The following is a 14,832-nucleotide window of genomic DNA, read 5'->3' as shown; positions in this document are numbered from 1 at the left end:
TTATTAAATAACTCAAAATGAAAAAGTCAAATTACTTCAGATTGCTTACTGTAGCCTGTAGCGTATTAGCAATTACCGCATGCTCCAAGGACAAACCTGTCGAAGGAGGAGAAGATCAGGGAAACTCGAAAAAAAAGGAAAAATTTGTCTTTATCGTAACTGGTCAAGGGAGTTCGGAGTCGGGCTCATCAGGTACTTATATTGTTACTACGGACGATGTTAGTCAAGGTAATTTAAGTATTGTTGGTAACGGTATGCCTGCAACAGAATTCTCTTTTATCAATCAAAACAATCATGTTTTTGGCCTGACATACGGTGGACAAGGCCCTATCACTCCTTATACTATCGATACCAAAGGCGATCTGCAAAGACTTACAGATGATCAGGTAAACGCCGAAACCGCAGGTATCTTTGGTAATTATGGCGAGAAAAATGTGATTTTAGGGACAACCAACAGAAGCATGGCAAATCCTGTCGCCACACTACGAAATTATGATGCGCAAAATTTCTCCATCGCCAACAAAAATACGGTCGACCTTTCAAAAGTATTAGGGGATAAACGTATGGCAATATGGACCGGTGTATTCCAGGTAGGTAATAAAATCTATATTCCTTTCCAATCCGGAGATGGTTCAGATAACTGGGGTGGAGATTTTACGACGACAGATACGACCTATATCGGTATCTTCTCTTACCCTGAACTTAAATTTGAAAAAACAATCCGTGATGGACGAGGTTCCCATATAGGGAACTGGTTTGCTCAACAAGGTTTAGCAGTAGACGATCAAGGTGATGCATATGTTTGGTTCTCGGCAAATGAAGCATCATTGCCCACAAAAAACAAATCTGGATTCCTGAGAATCAAAAAGGGGACAGATGAATTTGATAAAGACTATTATTTCGATATCGAATCTCTTGGAAAGGGCAAAATAGGAAGGGGTAGTTATCTTAAAGACAATAAATTTTTAATGACGATCTATAATAAAGGCGAACAAGCTGAAGGTATCGGCGGTGGTCTTGTCAAATTGTATATCGTTGATATACAAACAAAAAAAATGACAGAACTCTTAGAGATTCCTGCACATGAACAACAGGGATACAAAGATGTCGTGTATGTTGACAAAGGTGGCGCTCAGGCTTACTATACCTGTCAGGATAAAGACGACAAACAATATTATACCTACATCATCGATATCAACAACGCTACAGCAAAAAGAGGATTGAAGTTTACTGGTATATCCCAAGTATCATCAATGAGCAAAATCAGCTATTAATCATCATCAATCATCCGATCTGCCAAACAACATGTACAGATCGGATGATAAAAAACCGTTTCTCATTATGCTTAGTAAAATTAATGCCTGGCTACACCTTTGGTTAGGAATCGCTGCGGGTATTCCAGTTATCATTTTAGGCATTACAGGCTGCGTACTTGTGTTTGAACATGACATCAAAGAATTGACTACAAACTATATACAGGTCGCAGCGCAGAAATCAGAAGAACAGCTCCCTCCATCTGCGATATATACATCTGTTAAAGCGACTCTTCCTGAGTATGAAATTGCGAGTGCCTGGTATTATGGACTTGATAAATCAGTTAAAGTCACCCTAGATCATTCTGACAGTCTTGTCTATGTAAACCCTTACACAGCCGAAGTACTTGCGATCGTCAACCATGAGGATTTTTTCCATTTCATGGATGAAGGGCATCGTCATCTTTGGATGCCACAAAAAATAGGCAGGCAAGTCGTTGGCTGGAGCACTCTAATCTTTTTCATACTACTGCTCACCGGCCTAGTATTATGGTGGCCAAAGAAATGGAACCGCAGATCGAGAGAACAGAGCTTTACCATCAAATGGAAAGCAAAATTCAAACGTATCAATTATGACCTTCACAACGTATTGGGTTTCTATTCACTAACAATCGCATTTGTCATGTGCTTTACGGGGCTCATTATGAGTTTTCCATGGATTCGAAGTTCTGTCGTTTGGATGGCGGGAGGCTATCCCAACAAACCAAAAACGGAAAAGAATAATAAACCTGAACTTCCGGATCAGCCACTAAATGACGCGCTAGCTGTCGCAGACCAAATTTGGTATAAGGTACGCCATGAGTATGCAAAGTATAACAAAGAGGCAGTTATTGTGCATTATCCTGAACCTGACGAAAAAACGGTATCAGCATGTACAGATATGGAAGGCGGCACCTGGCGAGATCTCAATTTCGATCGAAATACACTTGAACTTACAGGCCGGAAACAAGGCCCCATTGATGAAGCCAATGCAGCAGAATGGTTGATGCGATCCAACTATGCGCTTCATACGGGTTTTATTGGTGGAATGACAACCAAAATCATCTACTTTGTTGCCTCACTTGTATGCGCAACTTTACCTATCACAGGATTTTACATCTGGTGGGGAAAGAAAAGAAAAACGATAAAAAAACGAAACGCACTCCATTAGCAACACCTTAAATTTTAGCAATACCGTAACTATACCATTATGCTCTACTTCAATCGTCATATCTTTAGTCTACTATTAATTTGTACAGTATACAGTAGCTTTGCCCAAAAAAACAGCCACATCAAAGGTCAAATTATCGGTGAAGATAAGCAGGCAATTCCGTATGTGAATATCAGCCTCCATCAAGCGAAAGACAGCACATTAACAAAAACTATTGTCGCAGATAGTACCGGACATTTTATTTTCCGTGACACAAAGGCCGGCCGTTATTATATAAAAGTAAAAAGCATCACGCACAAAGAGACCTTTAGTCCACATTTCAGTTTGGACGAACAACTCGGAGGATACGACCTTGGTCAGATTGTACTGCTAACAAATAACGAGTACTTAGCCGAGGTACTTGTGGTACGCAAAAAGCAATTTATTGAACAGCAACGGGATAAACTAGTATTTAATATTGAAAACTCCATGCTTGCGGAGGGAAATAACGGACTTGAACTGCTCAACAAGCTACCGGGTGTAGTTGCAGATGACAACGGAACATTATTCATTAAAGGGAAATCAGGCGCAACGGTAATGATCAATGGAAAACTGACTTATCTTTCTGGTGACCAATTGGCCAATCTATTGCGTAGCACATCTTCCGTTGATATCAGCAAAATTGAAGTCATGACCAATCCTAGTGCCAAAGAAGATGCGGCCGGGTCGGCCGGAATCATCAACATTATCTTGAAAAAAGGAATAAGAGAAGGATGGAATGGTTCTATTTCCCTCAATGGCGGTGCAGGCCGAGGGCCGCATTTTGGCGGAGGTATTAATCTTAATTACCGCACTGAAAAACTAAATGTATTTGGAATCTATAATCAGTATCATCAAAACCTTGAATACTTTAATTCCCTCACACGCTACTTCTATACGGATCAAGGCACCCGCCCCGAATCGTATACACAACAGGAAAATAAGATACAGCCCAAACTTCGATCTAATAACTTTAGAGCTGGTATAGATTACAACATAGATTCTAGACAAACACTTGGAGTGCTTATTAATGGCGGATTCGGCAAATACCCGAAGTATGAACCCACGACAAATAACTTCAGTACCGTTGACAATAATCGATTAATATGGTCTTCATCTACGATAACGGAAGGGAAAGAACGTTGGCGGGATATGCTTTATAATTTCAACTACGGCATTAAGTTTAATGAGACAGGGCACGAATTAAAAATCGATCTTGATCTTATAGATCATTATTCCAAAATGGATCAACAACTGAACACAAATTATTTAAAAGCAGATGGCACTCCGCTCGACCGGCCTTCGTCACGTCGAGGCGACATCCCCTCAGACAATAAAGTATATGTTGCCAAACTAGATTATATACACCCGCTGGCCCATGCCTATCGACTGGAGGCAGGCTGGAAAGCCAGTCATGTCCGCACAGAAAATGACCTGCATTACGATACCTTACAAAATGACCAATATGTCGCTGACCTGACAACGAGCAATCATTACATTTACAAAGAGACCATACAGGCAGGCTATATTAATCTTTCCAAAAGTTGGAAAAAAATTTCGGTTCAGGTTGGTTTGCGAGGAGAACATACACATACATCAGGCCATCAAATCACGCTAAATGAACACGTTGAAAAATCCTATTTCAAGCTATTTCCATCAGCATTTCTAACTTACGCAGTCGATGAAAAAAACAAATTACAGACAAGTTATAGTTATCGTGTTCAGAGACCCTCTTTTTGGGACCTCAATCCATTTCGTGTATACACCGATCCGTTTTCCTATACGGAGGGCAATGCCAGTCTGAACCCGGCATATGAACATGCATTTGAGCTGGGCTATACTTTTTCCAATAAATATATTTTCACACTGAATTATGCTTCACGAACAGACGTTGTCAACGACATTCTAGGAAGGGATTTATCCAATCCGTATATAACTTACGAACGGCCAGAGAATATCGGCTCATTCAAAAACTTTGGAATTTCTTTTATCGCTCCGACTCAATTGACAAGTTGGTGGTCAGCCACGCACTTCACAAACTACTATCGTAATGAATATGAAATTCCGCAGGACGGCATACTGATTAGCCGCAAAGGCAATACGCTGACCCTGAATAGCCAGAACACAATCAAACTACCGAACGACTGGTCCATAGAAGTGGGCGGAAGCTATACCTCCGGATTGACGACAGGGTTAAGCCAGATCAAGAGCTATGGCCAGTTGTACAGCGGAATTCAAAAGAAAATTCTCAATAAAAAAGCTTCTGTTAAACTGGTGGTAAATGATATTTTTAGGACTAACAGTCGCCGATACGAAACGGTTTCTTCAACAATTCGGCTTAATGGGAGATCAAATCCCGACAGCAGGACAGCCATCCTATCTTTCAATTATCGCTTTGGAGGAGCTGGAATCTTGAACAGTCAACGTTCAACAAGCTCCGAAGAAATCAAAAGTCGACTCTAAACTCCTGACAGTTCGCTAACTTTATACTAACACCAAATTTTGTACCTTTGTAAAAAATTATCGAAGATGTCGGTCAAGATTGGTGAAAATATTGATTTGGGTGAATTCCCGTTGCTATTAGCTCCTATGGAGGATGTAAGTGATCCCCCGTTTCGTTACGTGTGCAAACAAAATGGGGTTGATTTAATGTATACTGAATTTATTTCATCCGAAGGGCTAATTCGTGATGCTGCCAAATCTGTTCAAAAGCTAGATATTTTTGAATATGAACGACCTATTGGTATCCAGATCTTCGGCGGTGATATCGAAAGCATGCGTCAATCGGCTGAAATCTGCGCAAAAGCAGGACCTAATTTAATTGACATCAATTATGGTTGTCCTGTAAAAAAAGTGGTCTGCAAAGGTGCTGGCTCATCCCTTTTACAGGATATTGATAAAATGGTTGCCATGACCAAAGCTGTTGTTGAAGCTACTGATTTACCCGTAACTGTGAAAACACGCCTTGGATGGGATGACAATACAAAAAATGTGTATGAGGTTGCTGAAAGATTACAAGATGTCGGCATCAAAGCACTTGCTATTCATGGACGTACGCGTGCACAATTGTATAAAGGACAAGCAGACTGGTCCATGATTCGCGATATCAAACGCAATCCGCGGATCAAGATCCCAATTTTCGGTAATGGCGATGTCGATTCTGTCGAAAAAGCAGCAGCTTGGCGCCAGGAGTTTGAAGTGGATGGCATCATGATTGGCCGTGCAGCAATCGGATACCCTTGGATCTTCAGAGAAATCAAACATTTTTTCAATACTGGGGAACGTCTTGAAGGACCTACCATTGCCGAACGCGTCGAAGTTTGCAGAACCCATTTGAACAAATCCATCGAATGGAAAGGTGACAAATTAGGTATTTTTGAAATGCGTAGACATTATGCGAATTACTTCAAAGGAATTCCTAATTTTAAAGAGTATCGAATGAAATTGGTCAGTTTGCAGCGCCAGGCTGAAATTTTAGAGGTACTGCATGAGATTGAAAATTCCTTCATTCCCGAAGGAGTCTAAAAAAGAAGCAAGGCAATAATGATAAAACTATTGCCTTGTTTGTAAGATGTATAAATAAGACTATTTTCGTCTTAACAACTCCATCAACCGATTCTTTTCAAGCATAAAAGTGACGCCTAATAATAACAATAACATCCCATTGCCTATCCAAATGTTATTATGAAAAACTTGAAAGCTCATGCAGGAAATCAGAAGCCCTACCCCAAGATAAATGGCAATTTTTATCAATTTATAAGGTATAGGATAATACATTTGACCCCAGTACAGTGAAAATCCAATCATCACCAAGTACACCACTGTCGTAGATAAAACAGCCCCAACATAGGAATACACCGGAATTAGCCAAACATTTAGCATAATCGTTAATAAAGCTCCTATTCCTGAAATATAAAGTGCATATCGTGTCTGGTCTGTCAACTTGTACCAAATCGATAGGTTCATATATATCCCTAGCAGGACATAGTTAAACAGTAAAATTGGAACAATTTTAAGTCCGGTCCAGTAGACAGCAACCTCCGATTCATTTCCTTTAATGAAGTACTTAAGCCAATCGAGATTGACTGTTAGTCCAACCATTGCAATGACCATCAAAATAACAAAATACTCCATGATGAGTGCATAGGTTTTCGATGCATTCTGATTTTTCGAATACGAAAAGAAAAATGGTTCTGCCCCTAGCCTAAAAGCCGTAACAAATAAGCTTAGAAACACGGCCAATTTAGCAACCGCACCATAGATTCCTAATTCGTCTTTCCCAGTCTTTCCAGGCAACAATTTTAGAAAGAACATCTTGTCTAGATTCTCATTAATAATAAACGAAATATTAGCCACTAAAATTGGGAAGCTATACATTAACATTTCATTCAGTAATTTTCGATCTAGATTAAATCGGAAAGTTAGCAATTCAGGCAGAAGTAGGATTAATGTAACAACGCTCGCGAAAAGATTGGAAATAAAGACATAGCCAATCCAACCTTCTTTATACCATGTTCCGGCAAAATCAGCCCAAAAGCTATACTGGTGAATCCAATCAGGCAAGAAATAAATGAAGAACAGGTTTGAAATTACCGTAACTCCAATATTAACAAATTTTAGGGCGCTATATTTATAGGGCCTTCCCTCAGCGCGAAGTTTTGTAAATGGTATGACAGCAAGCGCATCAGCAACAAGAATAAAAGCGAAATATTTAATATATCGCTCATAAAGATCAACATCACCGCCATCTGCAAACCACGCTGCAATGGGCCGAGTAAATACAAAGACAGATAACAATAGAATAAGCGAAGTGACTAAAGTAATAAAGAAACTATTATTATAAACTTTAGATCTATCTTGCGTTTCGACTTTTTGCAAATAGCGAAAATATGTCGTTTCCATACCAAATGCCAGTACAGCATTCAACATAGACATCCAGGCATAAAAGTTAGAATAGATGCCGTAGACTGCGGCATCTTTAAATTTTCGCAGATAAAGCGGCGTCATCAAAAATCCTATCATTCTTGAAACGATAGTCGTTATACCATAGATGAAGGTATCGCTGAGAAATTTTTTGATTGTAGACACTGGGCTTAAGATTGAACTCTTTTAACTACTTCAAAATTGGAAAAGCCTTTCATTTCGCCTTCCTCTATTTCTACACTTTCAACAACCGCACCCTCTGGACCCTCCTTGCAGAACTCCAAAAGTGAATCAAGTGAAAATTCGTCACCTTCAGCCTCAATATAGACAGAACCGTCTTTTAAATTGACCACGAAGCCCCTCACACCAACTTGATCAGCAACTGCCTTAGTTGTTAATCTAAAATAGACTCGTTGTACTTTACCTCTTATTGAAATATTCAAATGTTTCATCTGTAACTTATTTTTTCTTCCATCTGTCAGATGGAGCAACCCATGACTATAATTTCATTCATATAGTCATGGGTTGTTCATTAAAAACAAAAGTACAGAAGTTTTGGGGAATAAAATACTAGACTAAGCGTTTTACCTTCACATCATCAGTTAAGCGCATATGTTCCATCCCCTGCAGCAAAACAACACCTGGCTTTTTACCCACCTCCAACGATCCATATTCGTCCTGAATATTTAACGCAATAGCGCCATTAATCGTGGCCCATTGGATAGTCTGTAAGAAATCAAGATCCTCGAAGTGTGCATGTAACACCTTTAGTTCATCCAGAATGGACAAGGTATCGTTGGAAGCTAAACTATCGGTTCCGATCACAATACGTTGTCCCGAATTTAAAAAGTTCTGTATTTTAGGTAGAGTCCCCTCAATATAAAGGTTAGCTTTCGGACATAAGCACCACGTGACGTCACGCCCCATACGCTCAACAAAATCAAAATCTTTTAAAGATGTATAGGTATTATGAACCAACAACAATTTATTTGGGTAAGGCAAATAAGGCAGATAAGATTGAATTGAATTTCTTGCCTGCGCTTTTATCGTATCTGCATTTTTTCCGATACTTTTATAAAAGTCTAAGAATTCGCCCATTTTATAACGGAACAACTTATTCTCTTCCTCACTTTCCTGATTATGAATACTGATAATGTTTGTTTCCGAAATTACTTTCTTGAATTTTTTAAAAAGTACTTTGGAGCAAGAATAGGGGGCATGTGGCGTGATAGACACATGGCCATTCCTAAACTCTTGGATCAGTGATTTAGCCTCCTTCAACTTAAAATCGGCTTCGTCCGGCTCAATTCCGATCACTTCTACAAATGTGTGATACAAGATTTCAGAATCGTCCTTCAATTTTGAAGAATTATCCGTATTAGCGTGATCGCCAACTGCGACAATACCATTTTCGTACATCTCTCTGTCGGCTTTTGCCATTGCTTCATCTATTTTTTTCATCGAAGCCGAACGCGTTGTCATCACCTTACTCAAAAAGCTCGGAAGCCCTGTACCTTTAGCAACGATACCTTTCATATGCGACAATTCAATGTGGCAATGCGCGTTGATGAAACCCGGAATTATAACCCCTTCGTATTTCTCGACCTGACCATTATCCATAGGTGTAAATGACGTTGGGTCAAATATACCTTGAATTACCCCCTCCTCATCTACCGCAACAATACCATCTTTTATCGGCATCGAGCTAATCGGCAGAATATAATTAGCGCTTAAATATTTTAACATATTATCTCCTCACTATCAATTTAGTAACTAAAATTTTTAGACTTGTATAAATACATACCACTAGTAGAAAAATCTATGCCAAGGTACCTAAAAAGAACAATATATACCAAAAACAACAATTTACATAAAATATTAACCAAAAAGAAATAACAACACAACTTCCCTTGTTTAATTTGTCATAAAATACTTCTTTATATCGCTTTTCAATTTTTAATCTATATATTCGCAGCATCAAATAGGGGTGCCTTGTTTTGTCAGGAACACAAATACAGGCTGAGATTATACCCAACAGATTAAATTCTGTACACCTGATCCAGATAATGCTGGCGTAGGGAGAGGTTAGTTAAATAGTGCGGTCATAGTAACCCCTTGCTATGATTTGTTTAACTCAAACAAAATACATTACCATGATCAAATTTTTGATTTGTAGCTCCTTAGCTACTATTTCGATGCAAGTTGCCATTGCGCAGCAAAATCTGACAATTAAAACTGTAGATAAGAGTAGCCAAAATCCTTTACAAAACGTTTCCGTATCTATCGATGGCCAAGCTTCCTTCCATGGTCAGTCAGACAACCATGGAATCATTAAGCTCCATCATATCAACACCGGGCAACATCACATTCAAATCTCCTCTATTGGATATAAAACATGGATCCGCAATGTAAACATAAAAGATAATATGGAAATACTGGTCGAATTAGAACCAACTACCATACAAATGGAAGAGGTGCTCGTCCAATCTACCCGCGCTAAAAGAAATGCGCCTACAACCTTCAAAAACATCTCAAAAGAGGAAATTACAAAAAACAATCTCGGACAAGATATCCCTTTTCTGCTTAACCAAACACCATCGGTACAGGTAAATTCAGACGCCGGAGCGGGCATCGGTTATACAGGAATGACCATCCGCGGATCAGATAATCAACGAATCAACGTAACGTTAAATGGCATTCCGCTAAATGATGCGGAGAGCATGGGCTCATTTTTTGTCAATCTTCCTGACTTTGCTTCTTCCACAGAGAGCATCCAAGTTCAACGAGGAATCGGCACCTCAACAAACGGGGCCGGATCATTTGGAGCTTCATTAAATATTCAATCCAATACATTGGCTGAACATCCCTATGCAGAACTTAACAATTCGTTCGGTTCGTATAACACATGGAAAAATACCGTGAAAGTGGGCACTGGACTGATCAATGACAAATTTGCATTCAATGCCAGATTATCCCGAATTAGCAGCGATGGCTATATTGAAAGGGGGAGTTCAGACCTACAATCTTTCTATGTAGATGGTGGTTATTATGGTAAGAAACACATCCTAAAAGGAATTGTATTCTGGGGAAAAGAAAAAACATATCAGGCCTGGAATGGCGTTCCCGAACCGTTAATTACTGGAGATCGGTCACGTATGGATGATTATGCCGATAACGCCCTCGAAATAGCAGGAGCTGAAAAAGATCGATTTATGAATGCTGGTCGAAACTATAACCTGTACACCTATAAAAATCAAACTGATAATTATACGCAAAAACATCATCAGCTTCATTACACCAATATCCTAAGTGACAAGGTAACACTTAATACCGCCCTCCATTACACCAGAGGTTATGGCTACTATGAAGAAATGAGATCTGCCGATAAATTGAGTAAATATGGTCTGCCTGATGTAATTATCGGAAAAGATACCATACAAAAAACAGATCTAGTGCGCAGAAGATGGTTGGACAACTATTTTTATGGTTTGACTTACTCCCTCAATTATAAACCCAACGATCAGCTGGAGATTACCTGGGGGGAGCCTACAATCAATATAGAGGAAAACATTATGGTCAAGTCATATGGGCACAATATGCCTCAACAGGATTTCTGGATGAAAACTACTACTTCGGAAAATCACAAAAAAATGATTTCAGTAATTTCCTAAAGATCGATTACAAATTGGACCAATGGATTCTGATGGCTGATGTCCAATATAGAAATGTCGACTATCACATGTATGGCGATGACGATAAAGTCAAAAACTATAACTATCACCCAAAATTCAACTTCTTAAACCCAAAAGCAGGCGCAACCTATCTTTTAAATGATTATTCAAATGTGTACGCTTCCTATGCCTTTGCACAAAAAGAGCCTGTTCGCAAAGATTTTATTGAAAAAAACAGCAGTTTACCTGATCCAACACCGGAGAAAATGCAGGATATCGAATTTGGTTACCGATTTGCAAACGAAAAACTTAACATCGGGTTGAATGGATATGGTATGTTTTACAAAAATCAGCTGATTCCAACTGGCGAAATCAGTGATACAGGTTCTCCGATTCGCCAAAATGTCAACAATAGCTATCGGATCGGCATCGAGTTCGATGTCTCATGGAACATCAATAAGCAGCTTAATTGGAAAGCAACTGCGAGTTTTAGCCAAAATAAAATCAAAAACTTTGAAGAGGTAATTGGTGATACACGGATTTTTTATACGAAAACGGACATCGCATTGTCTCCAGGAACTATTTTGTCAAATAATTTCTCTTATAGCCCTATAACACCACTTACATTTTCCCTTTTGTCCAAATTTGTGGCCAGACAATACCTGGATAATTCATCTGCCAAAGAAAGAAGCATTTCATCTTATTTTGTCAACAATCTTCTGGCAAACTATAGTTTTACAGCATTGGGCTTTAAAAACATCAGTGCAACATTACAGGTCAACAACATATTCAACGAGAAGTATGAGGCCAACGGCTATACTTTTGGCTGGATGGAAGGTGATAGCCGAAAATACTATAATTTTTATTTCCCACAAGCACCAACAAATTTCCTATTGGGCCTTAATATCAAATTCTAGAATTTTTACAAGAACCTGTTAATCCAACAGCCGATAACAACGGGCAAACCACACTGAATATGCTCTCTGATCAAACACTGCTAACAAAGAGATCTCTCTTTTTTCCTTCAGAGGAAAGAGAGATCTCTTTTTATATGGTGGATAAAATTGAATTTCTGATCGCGTTTAACAATTGGAATTTTTACCTTTGGTTTTATACTTTTCATTATGCGCGCAGTTATACAACGAGTTACCAAGGCTTCTTGTACAGTAAATAATCGGATTACAGGCCATATCCAAAAAGGACTAATGATCTTATTAGGAGTTGAAGAGGCTGATACAATAGACGACCTCAAATGGCTAGGGCAAAAATTTATCAACTTGCGCATTTTCGAGGATGAGCAGGGCTTGATGAATAAATCAATACAAGATGTAGACGGAAATATCCTACTGATATCACAATTCACGCTCTTTGCTCAAACAAAAAAAGGAAACAGGCCTTCCTTTATCAGAGCAGCAAAAGCGGATAAAGCCAAACCAATGTATGAAGAGATGGCTTTACTGCTAAGTCAATTGCTCCAAAAAGAGGTTCAGCTTGGCATATTCGGAGCCGATATGAAAATTGACCTACTGAATGATGGTCCAGTTACCATCGTCATGGACACAAAAGATAAGGACAACTTTTAATTTTTAATTGAACACAAGATGACTATTAAAGAAGCACAAGAGGTTATTGACAAATGGATCAATAGTACCGGAGTACGTTATTTCAATGAGTTGACAAACACCGCTATACTCATGGAAGAAGTCGGTGAAGTTGCCCGAATAATGGCTCGGCAATACGGAGAACAATCTTTCAAAAAGTCAGACAAAGAAGTTAATTTAGCAGATGAAATGGCCGATGTATTATTCGTTTTGATGTGCCTTGCCAATCAAACGGGAATTGATCTAACAGCGGCTTTGGAACAAAATCTTCAAAAGAAATCAATTCGGGACGCCGACAGGCATAAAAACAACACCAAGCTTAAGTAATAACGTAATAAGATTATTTCTACAACTCCCTGAGATACTATTTAAAACTTTAAGTCGGATACGATGCATAAATTCATCACCTATTCGCTCATAGCTAGCGTCTTCATTGCTTCTTGTACAACAAAACAGCGGCTAAATTCAAGCGTTGAGCACCCCAGTACGTTTAATAAGGCGGCCGTAGTCACTGCTCACCCTTTAGCTTCAGAAATTGGTGTAAAGATCTTAAAACAAGGTGGAAATGCAATAGATGCTGCAGTTGCCGTACAATTTGCCCTTGCAGTGGTTTATCCAAATGCCGGAAATATTGGCGGCGGCGGCTTTATGCTCTATCGCGATCATAATGGCCAATTAGATGCGCTGGACTTTCGCGAGAAAGCTCCTCTAAAAGCAACACGAGATATGTATCTTGATGCGCAAGGTAATGTTGTTCCAGAGCTGAGCCTTTATAGTCAATTAGCATCAGGCATTCCGGGTTCTGTCGCGGGTATGTGGGAAGCACACAAAAAGTATGGTAGATTACAGTGGAAAGATCTCCTACTCCCCGCAATCCAGCTAGCCAGAACAGGTTTTAAAATCAGTCAAAGACAAGCCAATGAGTTTGAAAGCCATAAAGATCGTTTTGTCAGGCTAAACCCCAAAGGTGCAGCGATTATCAAAACTACCCCATGGAAATCGGGAGATCTATTTCTTCAAGAGGAACTTGCAAAAACACTGGAAAGAATCGCAAAGGAAGGCCGAGACGGTTTCTATAAAGGTAAAACGGCCGATTTAATTGTTGCCGAAATGGACAAAGGGAAAGGTATTATCAATCATCAAGATCTACTGGATTATCAGGCACTTTGGCGTACCCCAATTTCCGCAAATTATAGGGGCCACAGAGTGATTTCCATGCCGCCGCCTTCGAGTGGGGGAACATCTCTTTTAGCCCTGCTCAAATCAGTCGAACAGTTCCCACTTCAGCGCTGGGGCTTTCAGACCGATTCAACCATTCGTGTCATAGTCGAAGCTGAACGCTATGTATATGCCAATCGGGCTAAGTATTTGGGCGATCCTGATTTCATTAAGGTACCCATCCAACAGCTTATTGACTCTGCCTCAAATGCGCATAAACTCCATTCATTCAATTTCCATAAAGCGACATCAAGCAAAGATGTCAATGCAGATGTCATTCCTGGCTATGAAAGTGAACAAACGACACATTTCAATATCGTAGACGAGCAAGGGAATGCAGTATCCATTACAACAACACTTAATGATTCTTATGGCTCAGGAGTATTTGTGGAGGGCGCAGGTTTTCTCCTAAACAATGAAATGGACGATTTCTCCGTAAAGACCGGTGTCCCAAACATGTATGGGCTTACTGGGGAAAAAGCGAACGAGATTCAGCCTGGCAAAAGGATGCTCAGCTCAATGACACCCACTATTGTAGAAAAAGATGGCAAACTATTTATGGTTGTAGGAACCCCTGGAGGATCAACTATCATTACCTCTGTTTTTCAGACCATCCTCAACGTTATTGACTTCCGACAAAATGCCCAATCAGCTGTAAGCCTGCCAAGATTTCATCATCAATGGCTTCCTGATCGTATTGACGTCGAAAATAACGCAATCGATGTCAATCTACGTGATCAATTGACAAAAGATGGCTATACGATAAATCCGAGAGGGACAATCGGTCGTGTGGAGAATATACTTGTATTACCAAATGGTAAATTACAGACAGGAGCCGACCCGCGTGGAGACGATACGGCAAAAGGCTATTAAAGAACAAAAAGAAAGGCTCATTTGGAATTCCAAATGAGCCTTTCTTTTTATTTAGAAATGGGATG

The 14,832-nt window shown here is 39.5% G+C and carries 12 protein-coding genes and 1 riboswitch; of the genes, 9 read left to right on the top strand and 3 right to left on the bottom strand.

Going from position 1 to position 14,832, the window contains the following annotated elements; all coding sequences use genetic code 11:
* The first annotated feature begins 17 nt into the window (after window positions 1–17).
* From VXM68_RS07400 to dusB, 4 genes are all read left to right on the top strand, one after another.
* The gene (locus VXM68_RS07400) at window positions 18–1,274 is read left to right on the top strand and encodes a DUF4374 domain-containing protein (RefSeq protein WP_367210919.1); all 1,257 of its coding nucleotides are present in this window, start codon (window positions 18–20) and stop codon (window positions 1,272–1,274) included.
* A 67-nt stretch (window positions 1,275–1,341) separates the two neighbouring features.
* On the top strand, window positions 1,342–2,463 hold the full coding sequence (locus VXM68_RS07395) for a PepSY-associated TM helix domain-containing protein (protein ID WP_367210918.1): 1,122 nt from the start codon (window positions 1,342–1,344) through the stop codon (window positions 2,461–2,463).
* 39 nt (window positions 2,464–2,502) lie between these two features.
* A complete protein-coding gene (locus tag VXM68_RS07390; protein ID WP_367210916.1) occupies window positions 2,503–4,944 on the top strand; it encodes an outer membrane beta-barrel protein in 2,442 nt (813 codons plus the stop codon).
* Window positions 4,945–5,010: 66 nt separating this feature from the next.
* A complete protein-coding gene (dusB, locus tag VXM68_RS07385) occupies window positions 5,011–6,006 on the top strand; it encodes a tRNA dihydrouridine synthase DusB (RefSeq protein WP_293953085.1) in 996 nt (331 codons plus the stop codon).
* A 60-nt stretch (window positions 6,007–6,066) separates the two neighbouring features.
* Here the strand turns inward: dusB and VXM68_RS07380 are convergent, their stop codons facing one another.
* From VXM68_RS07380 to VXM68_RS07370, 3 genes are all read right to left on the bottom strand, one after another.
* Entirely contained in the window at window positions 6,067–7,569 is a 1,503-nt protein-coding gene (locus VXM68_RS07380; protein WP_367210915.1) for a lipopolysaccharide biosynthesis protein, read from the bottom strand.
* A 5-nt stretch (window positions 7,570–7,574) separates the two neighbouring features.
* Entirely contained in the window at window positions 7,575–7,856 is a 282-nt protein-coding gene (locus tag VXM68_RS07375) for an acylphosphatase (RefSeq protein ID WP_312362728.1), read from the bottom strand.
* A gap of 118 nt (window positions 7,857–7,974) precedes the next feature.
* Window positions 7,975–9,150: an amidohydrolase family protein gene (locus tag VXM68_RS07370; RefSeq protein ID WP_367210914.1), complete on the bottom strand. Its 1,176-nt coding sequence runs from the start codon at window positions 9,148–9,150 to the stop codon at window positions 7,975–7,977.
* A gap of 227 nt (window positions 9,151–9,377) precedes the next feature.
* Window positions 9,378–9,503, top strand: a riboswitch (TPP riboswitch).
* A 54-nt stretch (window positions 9,504–9,557) separates the two neighbouring features.
* Between VXM68_RS07370 and VXM68_RS07365 the strand changes: the two genes are divergently transcribed.
* The 5 genes from VXM68_RS07365 to ggt all read left to right on the top strand — a co-directional run bounded on the left by VXM68_RS07365 (window position 9,558) and on the right by ggt (window position 14,767).
* Window positions 9,558–11,075, top strand: coding sequence for a TonB-dependent receptor plug domain-containing protein (locus VXM68_RS07365; RefSeq protein WP_367210913.1), 1,518 nt, complete (start codon window positions 9,558–9,560; stop codon window positions 11,073–11,075).
* Window positions 10,988–11,992: a TonB-dependent receptor gene (locus VXM68_RS07360; protein ID WP_367211294.1), complete on the top strand. Its 1,005-nt coding sequence runs from the start codon at window positions 10,988–10,990 to the stop codon at window positions 11,990–11,992. Before VXM68_RS07365 ends, VXM68_RS07360 begins: the two co-directional genes overlap by 88 nt.
* Before the next feature lie 207 nt (window positions 11,993–12,199).
* A complete protein-coding gene (gene dtd / locus VXM68_RS07355; protein ID WP_367210912.1) occupies window positions 12,200–12,658 on the top strand; it encodes a D-aminoacyl-tRNA deacylase in 459 nt (152 codons plus the stop codon).
* 18 nt (window positions 12,659–12,676) lie between these two features.
* The gene (locus VXM68_RS07350; protein WP_367210911.1) at window positions 12,677–13,003 is read left to right on the top strand and encodes a nucleotide pyrophosphohydrolase; all 327 of its coding nucleotides are present in this window, start codon (window positions 12,677–12,679) and stop codon (window positions 13,001–13,003) included.
* 63 nt (window positions 13,004–13,066) lie between these two features.
* Window positions 13,067–14,767, top strand: a complete 1,701-nt coding sequence (gene ggt / locus VXM68_RS07345) for a gamma-glutamyltransferase (RefSeq protein WP_367210910.1) — start codon at window positions 13,067–13,069, stop codon at window positions 14,765–14,767.
* Window positions 14,768–14,832 lie beyond the last annotated feature (65 nt).

Origin of the sequence: Sphingobacterium sp. R2 (genome assembly GCF_040760075.1) — a bacterium.
Taxonomy (GTDB): Bacteria; Bacteroidota; Bacteroidia; order Sphingobacteriales; family Sphingobacteriaceae; genus Sphingobacterium.
The sequence above is the reverse complement of the archived record's forward strand: the minus strand, read 5'-3'. Positions and strand labels throughout refer to the sequence as shown.